Below are 25,409 nucleotides of genomic sequence, written 5' to 3'. Positions count from 1 at the left end.
GGTTGACGCGGCCGATGTGGTCGGCCCGGTCGTCCCGTTCCCCCCGTTCCCCCCGTTCCCCCCGTTCGTAGAGTGTCACCGATGTCGATGTGCCGGGGTAACTGGTCGGGTGGTAAACCGTGCCGAACGAAATTGCCCCACTGATGTGGGGCAATTCGTTGGCAGGTGAGTCGCTGGCTTCAGCCTTCCACTTTGGCCTGCACGCTGTCGTTGCCTTCGTCGTCCAGCCAGTCGATGTGGTGCATCTTGCGCACGATGACGAACTCGTCACGGTTGGAGCCCACGGTCCCGTAGTAGTTGAAGCTGTAGGACAACTGGGCGTAGCCGCCGATCATGTGGGTTGGTTTGGGGCAGACGCGGGTCACCGAGTTGTGGATACCGCCACGGGTGCCGGTCACTTCCGATCCGGGCACGTTCACGATGCGCTCCTGGGCGTGGTACATCATCGCCATGCCGTTCTTGACCCGTTGGCTGACCACCGCCCGGGCGGCTATCGCGCCGTTGGCGTTGTACAGCTCGATCCAGTCGTTGTCCTCCACGCCGATGGCACGTGCATCGTCCTCGGACAGCCAGACGATGGGGCCACCGCGCGACAGCGTCAGCATCAACAGGTTATCGCTGTAGGTGGAGTGAATGCCCCACTTTTGGTGCGGGGTGATCCAGTTCAGCGCGATCTCCGGGTTGCCGTTGCTCTTGTGCTCCGTGATGCCGGTCATCGCCTTGGTGTTGATCGGCGGGCGGTAGACCAGCAGGCTCTCGCCGAAGGCACGCATCCAGGGGTGGTCCTGATAGAACTGCTGGCGGCCGGTCACGGTACGCCACGGAATCAACTCGTGGACGTTAGTGTAGCCCGCGTTGTACGACACGTGCTCGTCCTCGAGGCCCGACCAGGTGGGACTGGAGATAATCTTGCGCGGCTGAGCGACGATGTCGCGGAAGCGGATCTTCTCCTCGTGCTTGGGCAGCGCCAGGTGGGCGTGCCCGCGGCCGGTGATCTTGGACAGCTCATTCCAGGCCTTGACCGCCACGTTGCCGTTGGTCTCGGGGGCCAGCGTCAGAATCATCTCGGCGGCATCGATGGCCGTCTCGATGTTCGGACGGCCTGCGGCCGGACCCTCGGTCTTGCGCTGGTTGAGCTTGCCGAGCAACTCGACCTCGGGCTGGGTCTGCCAACTGATGCCCTTGCCGCCGTTGCCCAGGGTGTCGAGCAGCGGACCCACCGAGGTGAAGCGCTCATAGGTCGCCGGATAGTCACGCTGCACCGCGATCAGGTGCGGCAGGGTCTTGCCGGGAATCGGCTCGCACTCGCCTTTCTTCCAGTCCTTGACTTCGGCCTGGGCCAGCTCGGCCGGGGAGTCGTGCTGCATGGGCAGGGTGACGATATCGGTCTCTTGGCCCAGGTGGCCCTCGCAGGCCTTGGAGAAGGCCTTGGCGATGCCCTTGTAGATGTCCCAGTCGCTGCGCGCTTCCCAGGCAGGGTCGGTGGCGGCGGTCAGCGGGTGGATGAACGGGTGCATGTCCGAGGTGTTGAGGTCATCTTTCTCGTACCAGGTCGCCGTCGGCAATACCACGTCAGAGTACAGGCAGGTGGTGGACATGCGGAAGTCCAGGGTCACCAGCAGGTCGACCTTGCCCTCCGGGGCATCATCGTGCCAAGTGACTTCCTCGGGCAGCGTACCGTCCGTGTCGCCCAGATCCTTGCCCTGCAGGCCATGCTTGGTGCCCAGCAGGTACTTGAGCATGTACTCGTGGCCCTTGCCGGAGGAGCCGAGGAGGTTGGAGCGCCACACGAACATGTTGCGCGGGAAGTTCTGTGGGCTGTCCGGGTCCTCGGCGGCGAAGCGCAGGTTGCCGCTCTTGAGCTGGGCAACCACATAATCGGCCGGCTCGAGGCCGGCGACGCGGGCGGCCTCGGCGAGCTGCAGCGGGTTGGTGTCGAGCTGCGGCGCGGAGGGCAGCCAGCCCATGCGCTCGGCGCGCACGTTGAAATCGACCAGGCTTCCCGTGAAGTCCTCGCGACGCGCCATGGGCGAGAGCAGCTCGCTTATTTCGAGCTTCTCGTAGCGCCACTGGCTGGAGTGATTGTAGAAGAACGAGGTGCCGTTCATGTGGCGCGGCGGACGCTGCCAGTCGAGGCCGAAGGCCAGCGGAGTCCAGCCGGTCTGCGGGCGCAGCTTCTCTTGGCCCACGTAGTGCGCCCAGCCGCCGCCGCTCTGGCCGATACAGCCGCACAGGATCAGCATGTTGATCAGGCCGCGGTAGTTCATGTCCATGTGGTACCAGTGGTTCATACCGGCACCAACGATGATCATGCTGCGCCCCCGGGTCTTGTCGGCGGTATCGGCGAATTCGCGCGCAAGGCGGATGGCCTGGGCGGCGGGCACGCCGGTTATCCGCTCCTGCCAGGCGGGGGTGTACGGACGCACCTGGTCGTAGGCGGTGGCGCCGTCGTCCTTGCCCTCGGTGCCCAGGCCGCGGTCGATACCGTAGTTGGCGACCATCAGATCGAACACGGTCACCGCCAGCACCTCGCGACCGTCGGCCAGGGTCAGGCGCTTGGCCGGCAGGTTGTGATAGAGCACGTCGTTGCCAGCGACATGATCGAAATGTTCGTGGGCAATGCCGCCGAAGTAGGGGAAACCGACCCTGGCGACGCTGTCGTGGCTCTCGTCCAGCGACAGCTGCAGGGAGACCTCATTGCCCTCGGCGTCGAGCGGCTCGAGGTTCCAGCGACCCTTGCCGCCTTCCTTTTCACCCCAGCGGAAGCCGATGGAGCCGCGCGGTACCACCAGGCGATTGCCGGTCTCGTCCCAGGCCACGGTCTTCCAATCCGGGTTGTTGTCCTGGCCCAGGTTGGCGTCGAAGTCGCTGGCGCGCAGCTGCTTGCCGGGCGCAAAGCTGCCATCCTCACGGGCCTCCAGCTCGACCAGGAACGGCATGTCGGTATAGCGACGCACGTAGTCGGTGAAATAGGCGCTGGGCTTGGCGAGGTGGAATTCCTTGAGGATCACGTGGCCCATGGCCATCGCCAGTGCCGCGTCGGTGCCCTGCTTGGGGCTCAGCCACTCGTCGCACAGCTTGGCGACCTCGGCGTAGTCCGGGGTAATGGCCACGGTCTTGGTGCCCTTGTAGCGCACCTCGGTGAAGAAGTGGGCGTCGGGTGTGCGCGTCTGCGGGACGTTGGAGCCCCAGGCGATGATGTAGCTGGAGTTGTACCAGTCGGCGGACTCGGGCACGTCGGTCTGCTCGCCCCAGGTCTGCGGCGAGGCCGGCGGCAAATCGCAGTACCAGTCGTAGAACGACAGGCACACCCCGCCGATCAGCGACAGGTAACGTGCGCCGGCGGCATAGGAGACCATCGACATCGCCGGGATCGGTGAGAAGCCGATGATGCGGTCGGGGCCGTACTGCTTGGCGGTGTAGACGTTGGACGCCGCGATCAGGGTTTCCAGCTCGTCCCAGTCGGCGCGCACGAAGCCGCCCATACCGCGAACCTTCTTGTACTGCGCGGTCTTCTCGGGGTTCTCGACGATGGAGGCCCAGGCCAGCACCGGATCGACGTGCTGGGCCAGCGCCTCGCGCCACAGCTTGATCAGGCGCTTGCGCACCAGCGGGTACTTGAGACGGTTGGCGCTGTAGATATACCAGGAGTAGCTGGCCCCGCGCGGACAGCCGCGCGGTTCGTGGTTGGGCAGGTCGGGACGGGTGCGCGGATAGTCGGTCTGCTGGGTTTCCCAGGTGACCAGGCCATTCTTGACGTAGATCTTCCAGCTGCACGAGCCGGTACAGTTCACCCCGTGGGTGGAGCGCACGATCTTGTCGTGCTGCCAGCGGGCGCGATAACCGTCTTCCCAGTCGCGGGTTTCGTCACGGGTCTCGCCATGGCCATTGGCAAATGCCTCTCGGGGCTTGCCCAGATACTGCAGTCGGTCGAGGAAATGGCTCATTATATCTTGCCTCTATGGAGTCCGGTCAGGAGTCAGGGAGTCGTCTCGGTCATATCGCCGGGGCCAATGAGGTATGGCTGCGCCAGCAGGCTTGCCATGGCGAACCTCCCATGCATGAACTGAACCCACCATAAGGAGCCTACGTCGGGTCGATTTTGATTTCAGTCAAGTTGGGTAGCGAACTCCTTCGCTTACCTCGCAATATCACCCGGACTACCTCTAAAGGGTTATCGGGGGCTAAGCGGGGGTTGGGTAACATCGTGCTCATGATGTTGCGTAACCCCCGCAGGAAGGAGAAATACGCCATGACCCGCATTGCCACGCTGAGCGAATCGCGCGATAGCTGCCACAACTGTCGTCTGCGCACGCTGTGCCTGCCCGACAATCTGCCGAAGGAAGACATCGGGAAGCTGGAAGGGATCGTGCAGCGTCGCAAGCCGGTATCCCGGGGGGGCTATCTATTCCAGGCCGGGCAGCGTTTCAACTCGATCTATGCGGTGCGCACCGGGGCCGTGAAGACGTCGACCCTGATGGCCAATGGCGACGAACATATCTCGGGATTTCACCTGCCGGGCGAAGTCATTGGCCTCGATGCCATCGTCTCGCGGGATCACCCGTCGAGCGCGATCGCCCTGGAAACGGCCAGTATTTGCGAGATTCCTTACGCCGAACTGGAAACCCTGAGCGAACGCACGCCGGCCCTGCAGCATCGGCTGATGCGCATCATGAGCCGCGAACTGCTCGCCGAGCAGAGCACCAATCATCTACTGTCGCGTCGTTCCGCTGAACAGCGCCTGGCCGTCGTGCTGCTCAAGTTCTCGGAGCGCTTCGCCGATCGTGGCCTCTCGGCGCTGCGCTTTCGCTTGCCGATGTCGCGCCTCGACCTGGGCAACTACCTGGGCCTGGTGCCCGAGACCATGAGCCGCACCTTCCGTCGCCTGGAGGAGCAGGGCCTGGTCAGCATCGCCGGAAAGGAGATCGAGATCGTCGATAGCGGCGCGATGAAGGCACTGGCATTCGGCGCAGAAGGTTCACAGACGGCGCGGACCTGAGCGGGAGCGCGATGCATCTCATGGCGGCGTGACTTCAGTCAACCTGGCCGTCCGCAGCGGGCGCTAGAGTGAGTCTGGATATACTCGCTCTGGTAATCGAAATGACCCGCTTCCTCAATCCTGTTCTTCTCGGTAAGCATGATCGTCCGGCTCCGGATTATGGGATCTTTCCCAGCCTGGTCCGCTTTCCTGCCAAGCTCACTGCAGACGATTACCGGCTGGCGGCGCATGGCAGTAACGAAGACCCCATCCCCAAACCATTGACGGCTCATGTGCATGTGCCCGCCAGGTTGGGCCACGAGGTCAATGGGGCGGCTCGCTATCTATCTTATCTCAAGCATGAAATAGCGCTTCAGGGGAGCCTGTTTGATGTCGACCGCTGCATCGAGCAACTTGTTCTGACCGGGAATGGCGCGGGGTGCCTTGGCGATGACCAGTTGGCCGGCCTGATGACCGAGCTGCGTCGCCATTTCGGGCTGAAGCGCAGCCGCGACAGGGACTTTTCGCTGCGCACCGGGCCGAACCGTCTGTCGCCGCAACGCTTGGCCGATTTGATTGCCCTTGGCTTCAACCGGTTCAATATCGATATACGGGATTCCGGGGCCGCGGCGATAGAGCGCCTGGTCGAGATCCAGGCCGCGTCTCGCCAAGCTTATCTTCACCCGCCCACTCTCGAGTTGGCGCTGCGGCTGCCTGGACGGACGCCCGCTGGTTTCTCGGCGCTGCTCGAACGCTTGGTATGCCTACGTCCCGAGCGTATTACCCTGTCTCGCGATGTAGGTCACGGCACAGCTGACTGGCCAAGGGGCTCTGGCGGTTCAGTGCCGGGCGATCAGGGCGGCACGCCCGAGCGTAGCGAGACCTTGGCCCTCCTTGTACAAGGTATAGAACGCCTGGTGGCGGAGGGCTACGTACATACAGGCATGGGGCGGCTTGTCCTTTCCAGCGATACGTTGGTAGCAGCGCAACGCCGTGGGTGGTCGCAGCGCTGCCTCGAGGGTTATCACCTCCACGGCGATTCCGACTGTATCGGGTTCGGTGTTGGTGCGATCAGCCATGTCGCCGATGGGTACTACCAGAATGGACGAAAATTACCGGACTATTATGCCCGCCTAGACGCCGGCGAGTTGGCCATCTGCCGGGGCTATGAGCTGAACGCCGATGACAGGGTGAGGCGCGATGTCATCCAACGCCTCATGGGAAGCGGCGACGTCCCTTATACGGCTATCGAGAAACGCCATCGCATCGTGTTTCGCAACTATTTCGCCCCCGAGCTGCTGGTCCTGCAGGAGATGGCCGGCGATGGTCTGGTCGACATCCGACGTGATCGTATTGCACTGACGCCGCCGGGACGGTTACTGCCGAACCGTCTCGCCATGGTCTTCGACGGCGCCTTCAGCGAATCGAAACCGCGGTACTTGCAGATGGTTTGAAGATGGTGTGATCGGCGCTGCCACGTTGACATCGTGCGGAGGGCGCCGTTGTCTTGGAGGGGACAGCGGCTGACGATGAGTTATCAATGCTCGGGGGCGCGCGGGGCCTGAAAAATGTCGCTGTTGCTATCGCCATGTACCGTCAGGAAGCCTACGAGGCCTTTCTCGACACGGGCCAGGGCATGGTCCACCAACGTATATGTACCTGGATAATCGACCTTGAACTCGACCATGGCGGTGCTGCCTGGGGGGACTGAGATGGTCTGCACATCGGTCAGCGGAGGACTGGTCAACGATCCTAGGTTGTAAACCTTGTCGAAGGTCTCACCGATGATATGGAAACTGGACGTTTTGTTGGGGCCGCCGACGCCGAAGAAGATACGCACGGTTTCGCCGACTCTGGCTTCCATCTTGTGGATGCCGGTCAATGCGCCAACCGCGCCGTTGAACGTGAAATAGTCGGGTCTTTCGGCGAGTAGTTTGTCGAGCGAAAATGCTTGAAGACCTGAGCTACCGTGCGGCTCCCGGGTATAGATTTCGCCCTGCATCACATAGAACTCTCTGTCTACCGGCGTCAGACCTCCTTCGGGCTCGACCAGGATCATGCCGTACATGCCGTTGGCGATATGCTGAGCTACCATCGGCGTCGCGCAGTGATAGACATAAAGCCCCGGCTTCAGGGGCTTGAAGGTAAAACGCCTGGATTGCCCCGGAGCGACTTGTGTAACCTTGCCGCCGCCACCGGGGCCGGTAGCGGCATGCAGGTCTATCGAGTGGATATGATGGCTGCTTGCGTCATTGGTCAGATTGACGGTGACTGTGTCGCCCACCCGAACACGCAGAAAGGGGCCGGGTACCTTGCGATTGAAGGTCCAGTATGTGTAGCTTGAGTCATCCGCAAGGTGGCCGGCGGCCTCGCTGGCTTCCAGGTTCAGTGTGACATGCTGGGGGGCGCGCGTGCCGACAGGCCGGCCCACTGCAGTAGGGGACTGTGAAATGGTGGCCGTATCGCCGCCAGGCCCTTCCTGTTTGGCCCCTTTCTGTTCTGTCTCTTTCCGTTCTCTTTCTTCCTGTTTGGGATCAACGATGAACCGGCCGGTCATGCCCATAGACTTGTGACCGGGCAGGGAGCATTGATACTCGAATGTCCCGCTGTGGTCGGCTTTGAAGACGATCGTGGTTGTCGCCCCTTGGGTACCGATACGCTCCGAATCGACATTGAATTCGGACACCACGATATCGTGAATTGCGCCATCCCCGTTGATCAGCTCGATCTGGACGATAGCGCCCTCGGGAGCGTTGAGATCGGGATTGACCTGCCCCTTGATAGCACCGCTTTCGCCGACGAAGGCCCAGTGGCCGTCGACGATAGCCGTGCGCAATGTGTAGCTTACGTCCGGTGCCGCATCGCTGGAAACGTCGCGACTTTCTTGCGCCGCGAGGCTCGTATCGAACACCAGTCCGATCAGGAAGAAAAGTATGCAAGCGATCGACTGGCGAGGGGCTGCATTCATCAAGGTCTTATCCTTGCTGAGACGAACTTGAAATATGCCCGAAAAATAACACTCCAAGGGGGCTCCATGATTGATTCGACTCAAGGAAGCTCGACTTCGGGTTCGCCGATTTTCAGACAGAGCGTAGCCAGGAAAGCGGATGGTGATTGATAGCTACCCCGACGATATACATGAAGATGGCGATCGCGACGAGTGCCGCCGCGGCGCGGATAGTCGGCGTCCTGCCGCGCTTGATGGCCAGGGTGCCAATGATGATGTAGGCCACCAGGCCGACCAGCTTGGCCGCCAGCCACGGGTGCTGGGTAGGCCAGGCTTTCGACATGACCATCAGTGTGATACCCGCCGCCAGCAGTACCGTATCGATTAGATGCGGCAACACCTTCACCCAGCGCTGCCGACGTCGCGGCGACTCCCTTACCGACCACCAGGCGCGCAGGCTGAATAGCGCCAGACTGAGAGCGGCGGCGGTGATGTGGACCTGCTTGATCAGGGAATAGTCCATACTAATTCTCAGTACGAAGGAGTGGCGGTGGCGGACGCTCAATCGCGACGGACTCGAAATACGACGCGAGTCGCGAGACCAGTAGATCCAAGGCATGGTCCGAGGGGGCGCCAGCCGGAGGCCGTGCCTGGTTCGGATTGAGGCACTTTTGAAGAACATAATGGCGTACACCGCAATCGGCCAGTGACATGGCCAGCCTCTCCAGGTCGCGCAGCGAAAAGGTACGCCAGTGTAGGGACGTGCGGCACTCCAGCTCGATCCTGCTATCCAGCAACAGTGCCAGACTCTGCATATTGCGGTGCCATATACCTTGCTTTTCGCGGGTGTGGCCGGCCTTCATGCTCCAGCCTCTGATGTCGAGTCTTACCCAATCCAGCCAGGGAAGCGCCTTGGACAGGCGCTTCGGGTAGAGGCCTGTCGTGTGTAACCCGGTGTCGAAATCGCGAGACTTGATGTCGTGTAGCGCCGTAGGTAGTTCGTGGTGAAGCGTCGGTTCGCCACCACCGATCACCACCCCATCCAACAGGCCATGACGACGATCGAGCAAAGCGCATACGTCTCGCCATTCATATGGCTTGTTGCGCTGGTGTGGCGTCATTCGCACGTTGTGGCAATACCCACACCTTGGCGAGCCGTCCCGCAGGAATATCGCACAGGCTCGACGCTTGGGAAATTCCTGTGTCGTCAGTGGTACTAGGCCAACGATCGGCAAGGAGGCGGAAGAGACATTGATAGACATGGGGTTTTCCATATGTGTCATGGCTCTTGTGGTCGGAGACGGGGGCGACTTCGAGGGAGAAGGATGAACCCTGGGGGGACTCGGAGTCCTCGATATATCAGCTGAGAGCCGCCTTCTGGTGGCTGTTGTCCATGCCGGGACGGCCGTGCCAGAAGCCGTCGCAGATATCGGCATCGACCAGAGCCAATGGGTCGGGCGTGGGTTGCTCGCCCCGTCGCGCGGCGTCGAAAGCGGCGACTACCTTGGCCATGCCTTCGGCGCGGGGGCTCAGGCGTGCCACGCCGACGCCCATATCGGCCATGTCGCCTACCTCGTGGCGCAGATCCTGGCAGGCTCCGGAAAGGGTTTGGATGCCGTTCAGCGTGAAGACCTCCTTCGACTCCTGAGAGCGCAGCGGTAGCCCTTCGGGATGCTTCTGGCACACGAACTGGCAGCGGTCCTTGGGCTTCCGGTAGCGCCGGGCGGTGAAGCAGCGCGACGACCAGGCCAACGGCAGGTGGCCGTAGGCGAACACTTCGCAGGGCTGGTCGAGTCCCTCGGCACGGCAGTCGGCGAGCAGGCGGGCCAGGTCGTCGCGCGACATCTCCACCGGGGCGTGCCAGCGCTGCATGCCGGCGCGGGCCATGACGCCGATCGTTGCCGGGTTGTAGAGGTTGAGCGCAGCCCCGGCGATGAAGGGCGCACGGGCGGCGGATAGGTGATGCAGGGCGCTCTGGTCGTTGGCCTCGATGATGAGCTCGCCGTTGTCGCACAGCTTGCGCAGGTCGCGCAGATCGGCCTCGGATTCAATCAGCGTCTGGCTCGACAGCACTACCTGCTTGCCGCTCTGGGTCAGTTCGCGGCCTAGCCCTAACCAGTCGTCGAGCTTCATGTCGCGACGACGCGAGCAGACCGACTCGCCCAGGTATACGATCTCTATCGGCCAGTCGGCGGCCTCGCGATAGAAGTTGGCGTAGCGCTCGCGGGTCCAGTAGAAGAGCACTGGGCCCAGCGACAATTGCAGCGTCTCGGGGATGGACATGACTCTCTCCTATTTCCAACTGCGTTCGTAGGCGCCCAGGGTGGTGGTCGCGCCCTCGGAGACTTCGCCGAGACCGGCTACCCAGGCGGGATCGGGATGGAAGCGCTCGGGGGTGCGTTCGAGGCGGTCGAGCGCCTGACGCCAGATATCGGCGACCTTCGAAACGTAGGCGGGGCTGCGTTGGCGCCCCTCGATCTTCACCGCACTGATGCCCAGCTCGGCAAGCTCCGGCAACAGTTCCAGAGTGTTGAGGCTGGTGGGCTCTTCGATGGCATGGTAGGTCTCGCCGCCCACCTCGAAGCGCCCCTTGCACAGGGTGGGGTAACCGGCCCGCTCACCCTCGCCGTAGCGGTCGATCAGCACGCCGTTCAAGCGCGACTCGAGCCCCTCGGTGGTTTCCTCCCAGCGCACATGGGCCGCCGGCGAGCAGACCCCGCGGGTGTTGGGCGATTCCCCGGTGAGGTAGGAGGAGAGATAGCAGCGCCCCTCGGCCATGATGCACAGGCTGCCGAAGGCGAATACCTCGAGCTCCACCGGGCTCTGCCTGGCCAGGTCGCGCACTTGGGTGATGGAGAGTACCCGTGGCAGCACGGCGCGTGTGATGCCGAACTGGTCGTGATAGAAGCGTAGCGCCTCATGGCTGGTGGCCGAGCCCTGTACCGAGAGGTGGCGGGCCATGTCGGGATGGCGCCGGGCAGCGTAGTCGAGTAGCCCCATGTCGGCCAGGATCAGCGCGTCGACGCCGAGTTCGGCGGCCTGATCCACGGCGCGGGTCCACTGCACCCAGCCGTCGGGCTGCGGATAAGTGTTGATGGCGCAGAACATCCGCGTACTACGGGCATGAGCGTAGTCGATACCCTCGCGAGCGCGCTTGTCGGTGAAGTTGAGGCCGGCGAACTGTCGGGCGTTGGTGGCGTTCTGGAAGCCGAAATAGACGGCATCGGCGCCTTCGTCCACGGCCCGTTTCAGGGCGGGCAAGTTGCCAGCCGGGCAGACGAGTTCCATGTCGCTCTCCTCATGGTTTCAAAGCCCGACCATTCTAGTCGCGTATTCGACGTCGACTGTTGATTCTGGTCATGGCGAAGTGTGGTTCGTGAATGATGGCTCAGTCGCGCAGTTCGAGCCTTTCGAAGGTGGGGCGTAGCGTCGTGAGTAGCGATTCCAGGGCCTCGCCGTCAGGGCGTCGTGGCGGTGGGGTGGCATAGCTGGGGTTCAGGCACTGTCCCGTGCGCGCCAACTGGATGGCATAGCGAGCGACGCCGCGTTCAGCGAGATCGAGCGCCAGCCGCTGCAGGCTCGCCAGGTCGAAATCGCGCCAATGCACCGTGGTGCGGCACTCGAAGGGAATGCCGCTCTCCAGCAGCAATGCCAGGCTGCGCTCATGGACGGCAGCCATGCCGGGGCGACCGACGATGCGGTCGAAATCGGCGTCGGCTCCCTTGACGTCCAGTCCCACCCAGTCGAGCCAGGGCAACAGTGCCTGCAAGCGCCGTGGATAGACCCCGGCGGTATGCAGCCCCACCTTGAAGCCCAGGGCGCGGGCCCGCTCGGCGGCTGCGGGAAGGCCGGCATGCAGCGTGGGCTCGCCACCGCTGAACACGACGGCTTCCAGCAGGCCCTGGCGGCGTTCGAGAAACGCCTCGATCTTGGCCCACTCCTCGGGGGTGGCCTTGCGCGGTTCGAGCATCTGCGGGTTATGGCAGTAGCCACAACGCAGCGGGCAGCCCTGCAGAAAGATCACACAGGACAGGTGGTCGGGGTAGTCCAGGGTGGTCATGGGCGTGAGGCCGGCCACGGGCAGCCGTGGCCGGTGAGTATCGGTGTCGGTCATGGCCTATCCCGGCCGGGCGCCTGTGGGCGCCCGGCATCGTGGTGGGTTCAGAAGGAGGCGGCGCGCTCGCTGAAGTGGCGACGCTCGCGGTGTTCGGACTGCTTGCCGCGGTTGAACTGGCTGACCGGGCGATGGTATCCCATCACGCGAGTCCAGACCTCGCAGCGTTGGCGCTGTTCGGTGGGCAGGTTCTCGATGGTAGGGTTCATGTGATGCTCCTTTTACGCTGAGGGAATGACCTCAGGCTTTCTCGGCAGCCGAGGCCTGTCTGGCCAGAAGCGCGTCGTCGCACTTCGGGCAGAACTCGTGTTCACCGGCCAGATAGCCGTGTACCGGACAGATCGAGAAGGTCGGTGTCACGGTGAGGTAAGGCAGCCGGAAACGTGACAGGGCGGTGTGCACCAGTTGCTTGCAGGCCCGTGCCGAGGAAAGTTTCTCGCGCATGTAGAGATGCAGCACGGTGCCGCCGGTATAGCGGGTTTGCAGCGGATCCTGGTGGAGCAGCGCCTCGAAGGGGTCGTCGGTGAACCCCACCGGCAGCTGGCTGGAGTTGGTGTAGTAGGGGGCCTCTGGCGTACCGGCCTGGAGAATGCCGGAAAAGCGTTTCCGGTCTTCCCTGGCGAAACGATGGGTAGTGCCCTCGGCCGGGGTCGCCTCCAGGTTGTAGAGGTGGCCGGTGCTTTCCTGGAACTCGCGCATCCGCTCGCGGACGTGATCCAGCAGTTCCAGGGCCAGTTGCTGACCTTCCGGGGCGGCGATATCGAAGCGGTCGGCGCTGAAGTTGCGCACCATCTCGTTGAGGCCGTTCACACCCAGCGTCGAGAAGTGGTTGCGCAGCGTGCCCAGGTAGCGCTGGCTGTAGGGGTATAGGCCGTCGTCCATCCACCGCTGGATGCACTCGCGCTTGATCTCCAGGCTGTCGCGGCCCAGTTCCAGCAGTCGGTCCAGCTCTTTGAGGAGCCCCGCCTTGTCATCGGCGAAGCGGTGCCCCAGGCGCGCGCAGTTGATCGTCACCACGCCCAGCGAGCCGGTCTGCTCGGCGCTGCCGAACAGGCCGTTACCGCGTTTGAGCAGTTCGCTGAGGTCGAGCTGCAGCCGGCAGCACATGGAGCGCACCATGTGCGGCTCCAGGTCAGAGTTGAGGAAGTTCTGGAAGTAGGGAAGACCGTACTTGGCGGTCAGCGCGAAGAGCCGCTCGGCGTTGCCGCTCTCCCAGTCGAAATCCGCGGTGATGTTGTAGGTGGGGATCGGGAAGGTGAAGACCCGGCCGCGGCAGTCGCCCTCCTCCATCACTTCCAGGTAGGCGCGGTTGAGAAGATCCATCTCGGCCTGCAGCTCGCCATAGGTGAAGGGCTGCTCTTCGCCGCCGATGACCGGAACCTGATCGCGTAGGTCCTGCGGGCAGATCCAGTCGAAGGTGAGGTTGGTGAAGGGTGTCTGGCTGCCCCAGCGCGACGGCACGTTGAGGTTGTAGATGAACTCCTGCACCGCTTGTTTCACTGCTGGATAGTCGAGCCGGTCCTTGCGTACGAAGGGCGCCAGGTAGGTATCGTAGGAGCTGAACGCCTGGGCGCCGGCCCATTCGTTCTGCAGGGTGCCAAGGAAGTTGACCATTTGGCCCAGGGCGCTGGATAGATGCTTGGGCGGTGCGCTTTCGGCCCGTCCCGGCACGCCGTTGAAACCCTCCGCAAGCAGGTTGCGCAGTGACCAGCCGGCACAGTAGCCGCTGAGCATATCCAGATCGTGGATGTGCAGGTCGCCCTGGCGGTGCGCTGCACCCACCACAGCAGGATAGATCTCGTTGAGCCAGTAGTTGGCGATCAGCTTGCCCGAGGCGTTGAGAATCAGCCCGCCCAGGGAGTAGCCCTGGTTGGCGTTGGCATTGATGCGCCAATCGGCGCGTTGCAGGTATTCGTTGACGGTCGAGGCGACGTCGATGGTGTGATGGCGCTGCACGGAGGGACTTGTCACCGGTTGCTCCCATATATGGTATTGATATTTTTAAAATGCACTACATGATGTGTTTTCAAGCGTAGGCGCCCCAGAGTTGAAAAGACATGATGCAGATCAGGAAAAGGACAATCGGTGGTGATACCCGCCTGAACGGGGCTGCCGGGGCCAGGTCGACCGGGGGGAGCCTGACACCACCGCGCAGCACGAAGAAAGGATGACCGCAAGGGCCATCCTTTGAGTCGATGCGGTAGGGGTTAGGGAGTATCAGGTCGCAACGCTGCCCTTGGCCTCGCTGTCGGCGCTCTCGGTCGACTGACGCCGTGCGCGCCCGCACAAGGCGGAGACGACCTGCCAGGCCACGGCCAGGGCGCCGACGATGAACACCACATCTCCGACGGTGCGGATCCAGCGCAGTGTCTCCAGCAGTGGCTGTTGCATGAAGGCTTCGCTGCGGGCGTACCACAAGCCCTCGCTGGCGCTGGCAATGAACTGGATCACACCCACCGGCAGCAGGCTGGTGAACAGCATCAGTGCCAGGCCGGCGTTGAGGCAGCAGAAGCCGACCTTCATCAAGCGGTCGTTGAATACTAGGCCCGGCCTGATGTAGCGCAGCACCAGCAGGGTGAAGCCCAGTGCCAGAAAGCCGTAGACGCCGAACAGGGCGGCGTGGGCGTGGGTCGGCGTGGTGTTGAGTCCCTGTATATAGTACAGCGCGATCGGCGGGTTGATCATGAAGCCGAATACCCCGGCGCCGAGCATGTTCCAGAACGCCACGCCGACGAAGAACAGCAGCGGCCACTTGACGTTCTCCATCCAGGGGGCACGCTGCCTGAGGCGCCAGTGCTCCCAGGCTTCGTAGCCGAGCACCACCAGCGGCACGACTTCCAGGGCGCTGAAGGTGGCGCCGACCGCCATGACCGGCGTAGTGGTGCCGGCGAAGTACAGATGGTGGAAGGTACCTGGAATGCCGCCGAGCATGAACAGCGAGGCCGAGGCCAGGCTGGCGGTGGTGGCGATGCGGCGGGAGACCAGCCCCATGGTGCAGAAGATGAAGGCCAGCGCGGTGGTCGCGAACACCTCGAAGAAGCCTTCCACCCACAGGTGGACGATCCACCAGCGCCAGTACTCCATCACCGACAGATGCGTACGCTCGCCATAGAAGAAGCCGGCGCCGTAGAACAGGCCGATGCAGGCCACCGAGGCGGTCAGCAGGGCCAGCAGGTGCCTGTCGCCGGGCCGACGCAGGGCGGGCACGATGCCGCGCAGCATCAACACCAGCCAGAAGGCGATGCCGGTGAACTTGCCGATCTGCCACAGGCGGCCCAGGTCGACGTACTCATAGCCCTGATGGCCCAGCCAGAAGTTGAGGTCCGCGGGCATGACCTGGGCGATCGCCAGGTAGTTGCCGATGAAGGAGCCGGCGACCACGACGATCAATGCCCAGAACAGGATGTCCACGCCCAGCTTCTGGTACTTCGGATCCTTGCCGCCATTGATGATCGGGGCGAGGAACAGGCCGGCGGCGAGGAAGCCGGTGGCGATCCAGAACAGCGCACTCTGGATATGCCAGGTACGCAGCAGCGTATAGGGGAACCAGCGGGACAGCTCGATGCCGTAGAAGCTCTGGCCTTCGATGGTGTAATGCGCGGTGGCGCCGCCCACGAACACCTGGAAGACGAACAGGCCGACCACCAGCAGCAGGTATTTGCCCAGCGCCCGCTGCGATGGTGTCAGCGCGATGCCGGTCAGCGGATCCTTGATGGGGGGCTCGGGTTCGGCCGCGTTCTCCTTGTGCAGGAACGCCCAGGTCCAGATCAACAGGCCGATACCGGCGATCAGCAGCACCACGCTGGCCAGCGACCAGAAGATGTTTTCCGCCGTGGGAACGTTGTCGATCAGCGGCTCGTGCGGCCAGTTGTTGGTATAGGTCGCCACGCTTCCCGGGCGCTCGGTGGCGGCCGCCCAGGCCGTCCAGAAGAAGAAGTGGGTCAACTGCTCGCGGCGCGCGGCACTGGGCAGCGTATCCTCCTTCATGGCGTAGCTTTCGCGAGTGCTCTGTAGCGCGGGATCGTCGCTGAACAGGCGGCTATAGTAGTCGGCGGTCTGGGCCATGGCCCGGGCGCGTCGCTCGGAGACGGTCACCGTGTCGCTGGTGGCATCCAGGGTATTGGTGCGATACGCCTGTTTGAGTTCGAACTCGAGCTGGTTTTGCTCGCTCGGACTCAGAGAGGCGTAGGACGCGCTATAGGTCTCCTCGGCAGCCAGTTCCAGCCAGGCCATCAGCTCGCGATGCAGCCAGTCGGCCGTCCAGTCGGGGGCCTGATAGGCGCCATGTCCCCAGATCGAGCCGAGCTGCATGCCGCCGACGGACTGCCAGGCGGTCTGGCCGTCGAGGATGTCGTCTTCGGTCATCAAGAGTTCGCCATTCGTCGCCACCACTTGGTCGGGGATCGGGGGCGCCTGGCGGTAGACCTCCTTGCCGAAAAAGCCCAGCAAGGCGAAGGTGACGCCCAGGACGATCAGCAGCAGGCCCCAGAGCTTGCGGTAATTAGCCATGCCGAGCCTCCTGCACCAAGGCCTGTTCGAACAGGACGTCGTTTTCCAGCTGCATGTGTTGGACCAGGTCCTCGCGGAATTCGCGCAAACCGTCGTATAGCGCACGCCAAGTCGTGCAGGCGTCCGCGGGCGCCTGGAGATCGCGCGTCAGCACCATCACCTGATCCAGCGCTTCATGGTGTTCGTCATGCTCGAAACGCATGACGGCAATGGGGCCACGGGCGGTGCCGCCACGCTTGATCCTCGGGAACAGCACGCTCTCTTCCTTTTGCATATGGCTTTCCAGTGCCTGATGCAGCTCTTCGAGGTGATCGGCCAGGCCGCGGGGGCACTGGACATGCGTGTCATGGACCTGTTCGACGCGCCGCGCCAGGCGGATGAGTTCGGGCAGCTGCTGGCGATGGATGGCGTGATAACGGGCCAGGATATGATCGATCAGTTCGCTGGGAGATCGCTCCGAAAGCGTCATGGCGTGCTCCTGTAACGGTAAATGACGCTCCTTCATTGCAGGTTGCATGCCAATCTTTAACCGGTTGATTTGACTCGAGGAACGTTGATTGAGGTCAATTCGACCCAGCGATGTCGGGGTAATAATGACCAGGCCATGGTGGCGAATACCCGTGGTGTCATTATGAGCGCTCAGGAGCCTACCCATGCTGGAAGAAACCGTGCTTGCCGATCTCACCGCTGAATTGCCCAGTGCGGTACGCCTGCAACGCCTGGTGAAGACGCTGCGCGAATACTTCCGCTGCGGGGCGGTAGGCCTTTTACGTCTCGACAGCGAGGCGTTATGCCCGGTGGCGGTCGAGGGGCTGACGCGCGAGGTGTTGGGGCGGCGCTTCATCGTGGCTCAGCATCCACGCCTGACGGCGATCCTCGCCCAGCGAGAGACGGTGGCCTTTCCACCTGATTCGACCCTGCCCGATCCTTACGATGGCCTGGTTGACAATCACATCGGTGCCCCCTTGCCGGTGCACGATTGCATGGGCATCAGCCTGTATGTCGAGGGCAACCTGTGGGGGGCATTGACCCTGGACGCGCTCACCCCCGGAACCTTCGACGAACGTGCCCACAGTGACCTGCAGCGTTTCACCTTGCTGGTCGAGGCTGCCGTGCGCTTGACGCGTCTGGAGCAGGACGTGCGTCGCCTGCGCCTGTCGCGAAGCGATGCCGCCAAGGACATCAGTGAACGTCAGGAGGGCGAGATCATTGGGCAAGGTCCCACCATTCGTCAGTTACTGGATGAGCTTGAAGTGGTGGCGGATTCCGAACTGCCCGTGCTGCTCACGGGCGAGACCGGGGTCGGCAAGGAGCTATTCTCACGCTATCTGCACCAGCATTCTCGACGTCGGCAGCACCCGCTGATTCAGGTCAACTGTGCGGCGTTGCCGGAGTCGTTGGCCGAGAGCGAGCTGTTCGGTCATGTGAAGGGTGCCTTCTCGGGGGCGGGCAGCGCCCGCGCGGGGCGCTTCGAAGCAGCGGACGGCGGCACGCTGCTTCTCGATGAGGTCGGCGAATTGCCACTCGCTATCCAGGCCAAGTTGCTGCGGACCCTGCAAAATGGCGAGATCCAGCGCTTGGGCGAAGACGAACCGCGCCATGTCGATGTGCGCGTCATCGCCGCCACCAACCGCAATCTGCACGACAGCGTGCGCGCCGGCCATTTTCGCGCCGACCTCTATCACAGGCTCTCGGTTTATCCGGTGCCGATTCCACCGTTGCGTGAGCGGGGCAACGACGTACTGATATTGGCCGGCCATTTTCTCGAACTCAATCGAGCCCGCCTGGGGGTACACAGCCTGCGATTATCGCCCGACGCCGAGGATGCGCTGTGCGGTTACGACTGGCCGGGCAATGTCCGCGAACTCGAGCATGTCATCAGCCGGGCGGTGATCAAGGCACTCAGTCAGGGCGCGCGCCGCGAGGATATCGTCACGCTGGAGCCCGAGCTGCTCGACCTGCCGCTGGCCGTTTCCACCTTCTCGACTATGACGGCTTCGGAGGCGGCGGTGACATCGCGCCGGGATACCCCGGCGGGGTCGCTGTACGACAGCGTGACGCGCAGCCAGCGTCACGCCATTCGTCACGCCCTAGAGCGTACGGGCGGCAATTGGTCGGCGGCGGCGCGGCTGCTCAAGGTCGATGCCAGCAATCTACATAAGTTGGCGCGCCGCTTGGGGATAAAGTAATCGGGCGTTAGCTATTTTGGTGCCTGCCTCTCCCCATTACACGTTTCACAGAAGCGAGGCTCGGGCGGGCGGTAGGGCGGACGCCTCGGTCGCCTCGGGCAAGTTTTCGGCCTCGGGTAACATCGTCTGCTGCGTATCCGGGCGATATTTGCGCATGATATAGCGCAGTCGTTTCATGACATCCAGGTTGGCGGACTCCATCCGCGACAGGGCTGCCATCGCGTCGTCCATGCGTCCTTCCTGATGATGCGTCACGGCGTCGATGGCTTGTTGGTGGACTTCGCGATGCGGGACTTCCAGCGCTTGAAAGTCCTTGTCGCTGTAGAACTGCTGGCTACCCTTTCCCTCGTAGTACCAGCGGCCCAGGGCGCACTGGGTTTCATCGGGCAGGTCGTCGGCCGTCTTGTCCGAAATCCCTATGACAATGCGATAGACCTCCAGCTTGATTTCCAACTCCTCCAGGTTGGCGAGCTCGACCTCGCTGAGCATGGCAGAGAAGGAGAGCGTCGGGCTGCTTTCACTGGTCAGGTCCAACAGTTGCTCGGTACGCTGCATCACGTGGCTGGCTTCGGCGCTCAGACGTTCGGCCTTGCGGGCATTGTCGACCATCACGCCGTCGACCTGGTCGACCTGGTCGGCCTGGCTCAGGATGCTGCCGTTGAACCCGCTAATCTCGTCGGTGGCATCATTGGTGCGCGAGGCGAGCTGGCGTACCTCGGGCCACCACGGCGACACCGCGCCCCGCATCGCCGGCCCGTGCCGCCTCGATGCGAGTTTGAAGTCGGTCGCGCTCGGCACGCAGCGTTTCGGTATGTGCGCTTTCGGTGTGTTGACGAGATCTGCCATGGCGAAAGGCGAGAAGGGTCATGGTGGCGTGCTCCTGTGGTAACGCGTGTACCTCTCTATGGCAGGAAGCGTGCCAACTTTAACTGTTTGATCTTTCGATAATTAATACGGAGTAGGTCGATTTTACCCGGTGTAATGAGGTGATGATGACCGTCTCCATGGTCGTGAGAACCTGAACGATATCGATGGTTTGCCCATGATGGACCAGTGATGGACGGAGAAGAGGCGGGACAAGAGACAACGGCTTTCGCCATCGGGAAGACGTGCGACAACCTTGATATCAGTCAGGCTTGCGGTGTTGCTTCAGTGGCATGATGGGTGGCTACCGATCGTTGAGGAGGGTCACCATGCCATTGTCGTTACCGCCACCGTTGCTTCTGTTGCGGGCTCTCGATCATGGAGCTCCGCTGGCACTCAAGCGTCGCTTGGTCGAGCCGTTGCTCAACCGAACTTTCGCCGAGCCGCTGGTCGAAGGCGAGTTCGATGCCCTCGACGGACGCCGCATCACGCTGAGGGTCGAGGAGTTGGATGCGGTACTGACCCTGGGGTTGGAAGCAGGGCGGCTGGTGCTTTGCCGCGAGGCCGGCGAGGCGACCATTCGTGGTGGTTGGCGTGAGTTCCTGTGCCTGGCGACCCGCCACGAAGATCCCGATGCCTTGTTCTTCCAGCGCCGCCTGCTGATCGAAGGCGACACCGAGTTGGGTCTGACGGTCAAGAATCTGCTCGACGGTCGCGAGGAAGGGCTTGCTCAGGGCCGCCTGGGCAAGTGGCTGGAACGCCTGGAGCGGCTGGTGCGTCACGATCGCGGTGCCCAGTCATCCCGGACGTCTCCGGAGACGCCAGGGGGAGAGGATAGGCTTTCCTGATTGAAGTCAAGACGTCTGCGTTCTCGTTCTGGCCTGATGGCCTTACCCCCGCCTAGATCATGGCACTGGGCCCGGTAACCTCGGGGCCGGTGCCCGAAGGAGACAGAATGAGCGAGTATTCTCCCCACCAGGACTGGGATCCCCGCGCCGAAGCCGTACCCAATGCCATGGACCCGCCGGAGCATGCCCGCTTCCGGCGCCTGATCGAACCCTACTTCGCGCCGGGCCCCATGCGCGATTTCGAGCCTCTTTACAGTGATATTGCCGACAAGCTGGTCGACGCGCTACCGGCGGAGGGGGAGATCCTGCGTATGGATGCGCCCTTGATGTCCAATCGGCGTATTGCCACCTGCCCGGTAACGCTCGGCGGGCGACGTATCGAGGCGGGAGAGCGTCTGCAGAGTCCCGAGGATCCTTTCAGTGTCTTTCGTTGTCGCCAGATCGGTAACTGCAAGTGGGTCTGTCCTAAAGGATTGAACCCGAAGAAGGCCATCGGCCGTATTCGGGAAATGCTATTGAAAGAGGGTGTTTAAGTGAGCTTCCGCCATAACGACGGGCCCGTGCTGCTCGCCTATGCGTTCCGGCCCTTCTTCCTGCTCACCGCGCTCTACGCGGCAAGCTTGGTAGCGGCATGGACTGCCTTCCTGTTCGGCGGGCTGCCCCTGCCGCTGGGTGTGAATCCGGTCCAGTGGCATGCGCATGAGCTGCTCTTCGGCATGATGCCGGCAGCCATCGCAGGGTTTTTGCTCACCGCCATGTGCAACTGGACGGGAGCGCCACCTCTGAAGGGTGGCGGTCTGCTGGCGTTGATTTTGTTGTGGACAGCTGGGCGGGTAGCAATGTGGCTGTCGGGCTGGCTGCCGCTGTGGCTGATCGCGGCGATCGATCTGGCCTTCTTGCCGGCAATGGCGGCATATGTCGCACAAGTGCTGCTGCGCCACGGCAATTACCGCAACCTGGTGCTGGTTGCGCTGCTCTCTCTACTCACCGGAGCCAACCTCGCAATGCACCTGGGGTTCAGTGGGCTTTGGCTTATCGGGGGGCGGCTGGGTGAAGTCCTGGCGCTGGATTTGATTGCCACGATCATGGTCGTAATCGGCGGTCGGATCACACCGGCGTTCACTGCCAACTGGCTACGCATGCAGGGCAAGGATCCCACCCAGGTGAGACGCTCGGAGGCGCTGGATCGTGCGGCCTTCTGGAGTATGGTCGCTATGGTGCCGGTCGACCTGGCGATGCCTTTTCCTGTGCTGGCTAGTCTCATGGCATTGTTCGCCGCACTCGTCAATGGTTGGCGACTCCATGCCTGGCGGGGTTGGAAGGCCTCGGGGGAGCCCCTCATATGGATTCTTCACTTTGCCATGGCCTGGATTGTCGTTGCCCTGCTTCTCAAGGCGATGACGCCTTGGTTGGCGCTATCTCCCAGTGTCTGGATGCACGCGATGGGGGCCGGAGCAGGCGGTACCTTGATACTGGGCGTGATGACCCGTGTAGCGGTGGGGCATACGGGGCGGCCAATGCGTCTGCCGCGTTTGGCGATATGGATCTATATCGCTGTCATCACTGCGGGGGCGGTGCGAGTGATTGCGGCCTTCGTGCCGCAACTGGCCTATCCTGCGCTCACCGTCTCGGCAGTGGCCTGGGTGGTTGCTTTTCTACTTTTCGTGCTTATCTACTGGCCGATCCTGAGCCGACCACGCGCTGACGGGCGCCCCGGCTGAATGCAAGCTCGGAATATGGTGAAACCCATTGCCGTCTGGGATGTTCATATCCAGAACCAGCCGTGGCTACCTGCCACCGCCCCCGCGATCGTAATCAGGCTGATGACGAGCAGGAACCAGTGCAGCCCCTGGACGAGCCGAAACGTGGATCCGGGGGCGCGTTCGGCGCGTGCATGGAGCCAGCGGTGCAGGAATAGCGGCTCGAACACGAACAGCATCAGCGTGAAGATCAGCCACACCACGATCATGGCGTGAATCCACCAGTACTCGATCATCGTCAGGCGCTGCCAGCCGACGACATCCAGCATGTAGAAACCACTGAGTCCCGCCAGCAGCGTGGTGATGCGTGCCTGCCAGGCAAAGCGTGCTTCCACTTTCTCGAAGAATGCCACGCGCTCCGTATCGCTTTTGAAGCGCTTCACTGCCGGTAGCAGGACGGTGGTCACCATCGCTACGCCGCCGATCCATAGCACGACGGCCAGCACATGCACGACCCGGGCCAGAAAGTAGTATTCCATGTGTCACACGGTTCTCGAAAACAGGCCGCGCTGGCCCTCGCCCAAGTAGGCGTCGAAGGCCATGGCTACGCTGCGCATCATCAGTTTCCCCCGGGGCAATAGCCTCACTGCACCTCCCTCGATCGCCACCAGGCCATCGGCGATATGCCTGGACAGCTGATCCAGCGAGTCGGCGAAATAGTGGGCGAATTCGATATTGTACCGGTACTCGAAATGGGCCATGTCGATGTGACCATGGCACATCAGGGCCATGATTACATCACGGCGCAGACGGTCGTCGTCATTGAGTTGGTAGCCGCGCTCGACCGGCAGGCGGCCGGCATCGAGGCAGGCATAGTACCGAGAAAGCGTCTTGGTATTCTGACTGTAGCTGTCGGCTACCTTGCCGATGGCGGAGACACCCAGGCCGATCAAATCGCAGTCGGCATGTGTGGAGTAGCCTTGGAAGTTGCGTTGCAACGTGCCGTTTTGGCGGGCCTGGGCCAGTTCGTCATCGGGCAGCGCGAAGTGATCCATCCCGATGTAGACGTACCCCGCAGCGGTCAGGCGCTGGATGGTCAGCTCGAGCAGTTCCAGCTTGCGCTCCGGCGGCGGCATGTGCTCCGGGCGAATCAGGCGCTGAGCCTTGAACATGCTGGGCAGGTGGGCATAGCTGTAGGCAGCGATGCGATCTGGCCGAATATCGATAATCTTGGCCAGGGTGGTATCGAAGCTCTCTACGGTTTGCAGCGGCAGGCCATAGATCAGGTCGACGCTGATCGAATCGAAGTCGGCCTCGCGGGCTGCCTCGACCAGAGCGCGAACCTGGCCTTCGCTCTGGATGCGATTGACGGCGGCCTGCACGTCAGGATCGAAATCCTGAACGCCGAAGCTCAAACGGTTGAAGCCTAGTTGGCGCAGGCCGTGAACTCGCTCGGGCGTGACCGTGCGTGGGTCGACTTCCACGGAAAATTCGTAGGCGCTGCGGGTATCGACGCGAAACGCCTGGCGCAAGGCATCCATCAGCTCGGTAAGCTGTTCGTCGGTGAAGTAGGTCGGTGTGCCGCCGCCCAGGTGGAGTTGGGTCAACCGACGGTCGGCGTCGAACAGTTCGGCATGCAGGGCGATCTCGCGCTTCAGATAACCAAGGTACTCGGCTGCTTTCTCGGTCTTCTGGGTAATGATCTTGTTGCAGGCGCAGTAGTAGCACAGGCTCATGCAGAACGGAATATGGACATAGACCGACAGGGGCTTGGGTAACGGGTCGCCGTTGCTCATCTCGGTGGCTTGCCGGTAGTCGTCCAGCGCGAAGGACTCGTGGAACTGCGGTGCAGTCGGATAGGAAGTGTAACGTGGCCCGGGGAAGTCGTACTTGTTGACCAGGGCACGGTCGAAGACCTGTGTTTGACTCATGGTCATGTCACCAGAAGGGAGTGATGAGTGCACTATACGAGGTCTTGCTGTCACGGAAGTTGCTTTCGATCATTTTCGAGGCGATCGAACGAATCGTCAGCGCTCAAAGGCAACCGCAAGGTGTCGGCTTGAGCGGGAAGGTCTGCCAGCGCACCGGCACCTGCCTCGTGGCGCTTTTCTGCTTTCTCATTGCCCTAGCAATGCCGCTGATGGAAGTGGTGCCTTTCTCGGCCAATGGCGCGGGGCTGGCCTTGATGATGTTCGGCTTGTCGCTGATGGCCAATGATGGACTCTGGGCGCTGCTGGCGCTGATCCTCACCGGGGGGACGGTCGGCGGCGTGGCATACGCCCTGCTGTGATATGGCACTTTCAAAAGGCTGCTTCACCGCCATGATCGGCGTGAAATTCGTGTTGCAGCCAGTCCAGCAGTGCCAGCGTTTCCACTCTCGATTGAGCGCCTTGTCGTGTATACACCGAGAGCGCGTCGCTGAGCGGCAGCGACGCATCGACTGGTCGCACGAGCTGGCCGTTTTGCACCAGGCGCTCGGCCGTGCGCCGCCAGCCAAGGGCAATACCATGCCCGGCAAGCGCCGACTGAAGAACCAGCGGATAGCTATCGAAAATCATGCCATTTCCCTGGCTGGGCACGAAATTCCCCATGGCGCGTAGCCAACTATCCCACTCGAACCAGTCCGGTGCATCGGCCCTGTGGTGCAGCAAACGGTGTTCGGCGAGGTTCGCCAGCGTGATGGGGCGCTGCTGTGCGGCGAGATAGTCGGGACTGCAAATCGGAAAGATCTCGTCGGATGCGGTGAAGGACAGCGTGTGACTGCCGCTGGGGCGCCCGCTCGTCTGCAGTGCGACATCGAAATAGTCGTGATGCTCGACCACGGGGCGCGTCGAGGTCACCAGGCGTACCTCGATTTCCGGATGCCGCCGGTTGAATGCGGCGAGGCGCGGCATGACCCAGTAGAAGGCTTCGCAGAGCTGGCAGAAGAGCACCACCACACCGTCATGCACTTCCTCTCGCAAGGTGTTGGCATGCGTTGAGACGCTCTCCAGAGCGGTACTCACCGTGCGCCCGAACTCGCGGCCGGCGGCGGTGAGGAAGACGCCTCGGTTGCGACGCTCGAATAGCGACACGCCGAGGTTTTCCTCCAGGGCGCGAATTTGGCGGCTGACGGCGGCCTGGGTGAGATGCAACTCCTCGGCGGCACGCGAGAAGCTTTCCAGCCGAGCGGCAGCCTCGAAGGGCATCAGGCTGGCGAGTGGGGGCAAGGCCTTGCCTAGTCGGTTCATATAAGATCCATAATCACAGCTCATGGAAAG

Annotated in this window: 22 protein-coding genes and 1 pseudogene; 7 read left to right on the top strand and 16 right to left on the bottom strand. The window is 62.6% G+C overall.

Annotated elements, in window-relative coordinates; translation table 11 throughout:
• Window positions 1-179 precede the first annotated feature (179 nt).
• Window positions 180-3,947: a nitrate reductase subunit alpha gene (locus tag RVY79_RS01710; RefSeq protein WP_317462280.1), complete on the bottom strand. Its 3,768-nt coding sequence runs from the start codon at window positions 3,945-3,947 to the stop codon at window positions 180-182.
• A 305-nt stretch (window positions 3,948-4,252) separates the two neighbouring features.
• On the opposite strand from RVY79_RS01710, the gene fnr reads away from it, so the two are divergent.
• Both fnr and RVY79_RS01700 read left to right on the top strand, forming a co-directional pair.
• The gene (gene fnr, locus RVY79_RS01705) at window positions 4,253-4,999 is read left to right on the top strand and encodes a fumarate/nitrate reduction transcriptional regulator Fnr (RefSeq protein ID WP_075368164.1); all 747 of its coding nucleotides are present in this window, start codon (window positions 4,253-4,255) and stop codon (window positions 4,997-4,999) included.
• 68 nt (window positions 5,000-5,067) lie between these two features.
• Window positions 5,068-6,432 (top strand): hypothetical protein, encoded by a 1,365-nt coding sequence (locus RVY79_RS01700; protein WP_317462279.1) that lies wholly within the window; start codon window positions 5,068-5,070, stop codon window positions 6,430-6,432.
• Window positions 6,433-6,515: 83 nt separating this feature from the next.
• Here the strand turns inward: RVY79_RS01700 and nirK are convergent, their stop codons facing one another.
• The 10 genes from nirK to RVY79_RS01650 form a co-directional block, all read right to left on the bottom strand.
• Window positions 6,516-7,946, bottom strand: a complete 1,431-nt coding sequence (gene nirK, locus RVY79_RS01695) for a copper-containing nitrite reductase (RefSeq protein ID WP_178999320.1) — start codon at window positions 7,944-7,946, stop codon at window positions 6,516-6,518.
• Between the two features lie 112 nt (window positions 7,947-8,058).
• A complete protein-coding gene (locus tag RVY79_RS01690; RefSeq protein WP_178999287.1) occupies window positions 8,059-8,448 on the bottom strand; it encodes a SirB2 family protein in 390 nt (129 codons plus the stop codon).
• A gap of 1 nt (window position 8,449) precedes the next feature.
• Entirely contained in the window at window positions 8,450-9,187 is a 738-nt protein-coding gene (locus tag RVY79_RS01685) for a radical SAM protein (RefSeq protein ID WP_178999288.1), read from the bottom strand.
• A gap of 97 nt (window positions 9,188-9,284) precedes the next feature.
• The gene (locus tag RVY79_RS01680; RefSeq protein ID WP_178999289.1) at window positions 9,285-10,208 is read right to left on the bottom strand and encodes a U32 family peptidase; all 924 of its coding nucleotides are present in this window, start codon (window positions 10,206-10,208) and stop codon (window positions 9,285-9,287) included.
• A gap of 9 nt (window positions 10,209-10,217) precedes the next feature.
• A complete protein-coding gene (locus tag RVY79_RS01675) occupies window positions 10,218-11,213 on the bottom strand; it encodes a peptidase U32 family protein (protein WP_178999290.1) in 996 nt (331 codons plus the stop codon).
• A 100-nt stretch (window positions 11,214-11,313) separates the two neighbouring features.
• Complete coding sequence (locus tag RVY79_RS01670) at window positions 11,314-12,039, bottom strand: anaerobic ribonucleoside-triphosphate reductase activating protein (RefSeq protein ID WP_178999291.1); 726 nt, start codon at window positions 12,037-12,039, stop codon at window positions 11,314-11,316.
• 47 nt (window positions 12,040-12,086) lie between these two features.
• Entirely contained in the window at window positions 12,087-12,248 is a 162-nt protein-coding gene (gene nrdD, locus RVY79_RS01665) for an anaerobic ribonucleoside-triphosphate reductase (RefSeq protein ID WP_075368156.1), read from the bottom strand.
• Between the two features lie 31 nt (window positions 12,249-12,279).
• Window positions 12,280-14,010: a ribonucleoside triphosphate reductase gene (locus RVY79_RS01660; RefSeq protein WP_178999292.1), complete on the bottom strand. Its 1,731-nt coding sequence runs from the start codon at window positions 14,008-14,010 to the stop codon at window positions 12,280-12,282.
• A gap of 246 nt (window positions 14,011-14,256) precedes the next feature.
• A complete protein-coding gene (locus RVY79_RS01655; RefSeq protein WP_178999293.1) occupies window positions 14,257-16,548 on the bottom strand; it encodes a nitric-oxide reductase large subunit in 2,292 nt (763 codons plus the stop codon).
• Window positions 16,541-17,017, bottom strand: coding sequence for a hemerythrin domain-containing protein (locus RVY79_RS01650; protein ID WP_245846339.1), 477 nt, complete (start codon window positions 17,015-17,017; stop codon window positions 16,541-16,543). The genes RVY79_RS01655 and RVY79_RS01650 overlap by 8 nt, the downstream gene beginning before the upstream one ends.
• A gap of 184 nt (window positions 17,018-17,201) precedes the next feature.
• On the opposite strand from RVY79_RS01650, the gene norR reads away from it, so the two are divergent.
• Window positions 17,202-18,737, top strand: coding sequence for a nitric oxide reductase transcriptional regulator NorR (gene norR, locus RVY79_RS01645; RefSeq protein ID WP_317462278.1), 1,536 nt, complete (start codon window positions 17,202-17,204; stop codon window positions 18,735-18,737).
• 45 nt (window positions 18,738-18,782) lie between these two features.
• Here norR and RVY79_RS01640 read toward each other — a convergent pair whose 3' ends face one another.
• Entirely contained in the window at window positions 18,783-19,472 is a 690-nt protein-coding gene (locus RVY79_RS01640) for a CZB domain-containing protein (protein WP_317462277.1), read from the bottom strand.
• Complete coding sequence (locus RVY79_RS01635; RefSeq protein WP_317462276.1) at window positions 19,423-19,605, bottom strand: hypothetical protein; 183 nt, start codon at window positions 19,603-19,605, stop codon at window positions 19,423-19,425. The genes RVY79_RS01640 and RVY79_RS01635 overlap by 50 nt, the downstream gene beginning before the upstream one ends.
• Window positions 19,606-19,930: 325 nt before the next feature.
• Between RVY79_RS01635 and RVY79_RS01630 the strand changes: the two genes are divergently transcribed.
• The 3 genes and pseudogenes from RVY79_RS01630 to RVY79_RS01620 all read left to right on the top strand — a co-directional run bounded on the left by RVY79_RS01630 (window position 19,931) and on the right by RVY79_RS01620 (window position 22,170).
• On the top strand, window positions 19,931-20,449 hold the full coding sequence (locus RVY79_RS01630) for an SCP2 domain-containing protein (protein ID WP_075368150.1): 519 nt from the start codon (window positions 19,931-19,933) through the stop codon (window positions 20,447-20,449).
• Window positions 20,450-20,835: 386 nt separating this feature from the next.
• Window positions 20,836-20,982 (top strand): annotated as a pseudogene (sdhB, locus tag RVY79_RS01625) (succinate dehydrogenase iron-sulfur subunit); the annotation flags it as partial.
• Window positions 20,983-22,170, top strand: coding sequence for an NnrS family protein (locus tag RVY79_RS01620; protein ID WP_247620462.1), 1,188 nt, complete (start codon window positions 20,983-20,985; stop codon window positions 22,168-22,170). It begins immediately after the preceding pseudogene.
• A 44-nt stretch (window positions 22,171-22,214) separates the two neighbouring features.
• On the opposite strand, the gene RVY79_RS01615 is transcribed toward RVY79_RS01620, so the two are convergent.
• Together RVY79_RS01615 and hemN are read right to left on the bottom strand one after the other, a co-directional pair.
• Complete coding sequence (locus RVY79_RS01615; protein ID WP_075368147.1) at window positions 22,215-22,688, bottom strand: hypothetical protein; 474 nt, start codon at window positions 22,686-22,688, stop codon at window positions 22,215-22,217.
• Window positions 22,689-22,691: 3 nt separating this feature from the next.
• Window positions 22,692-24,080: an oxygen-independent coproporphyrinogen III oxidase gene (gene hemN / locus RVY79_RS01610; RefSeq protein ID WP_317462275.1), complete on the bottom strand. Its 1,389-nt coding sequence runs from the start codon at window positions 24,078-24,080 to the stop codon at window positions 22,692-22,694.
• A 23-nt stretch (window positions 24,081-24,103) separates the two neighbouring features.
• On the opposite strand from hemN, the gene RVY79_RS01605 reads away from it, so the two are divergent.
• The gene (locus tag RVY79_RS01605; protein ID WP_317462274.1) at window positions 24,104-24,439 is read left to right on the top strand and encodes an exopolysaccharide biosynthesis protein; all 336 of its coding nucleotides are present in this window, start codon (window positions 24,104-24,106) and stop codon (window positions 24,437-24,439) included.
• A gap of 10 nt (window positions 24,440-24,449) precedes the next feature.
• Here RVY79_RS01605 and RVY79_RS01600 read toward each other — a convergent pair whose 3' ends face one another.
• A complete protein-coding gene (locus RVY79_RS01600; protein ID WP_178999298.1) occupies window positions 24,450-25,379 on the bottom strand; it encodes a LysR substrate-binding domain-containing protein in 930 nt (309 codons plus the stop codon).
• Between the last annotated feature and the right edge of the window lie 30 nt (window positions 25,380-25,409).

The organism is Chromohalobacter sp. HP20-39, from assembly GCF_033052815.1.
GTDB lineage: Bacteria > Pseudomonadota > Gammaproteobacteria > Pseudomonadales > Halomonadaceae > Chromohalobacter.
The sequence above is the reverse complement of the archived record's forward strand: the minus strand, read 5'-3'. Positions and strand labels throughout refer to the sequence as shown.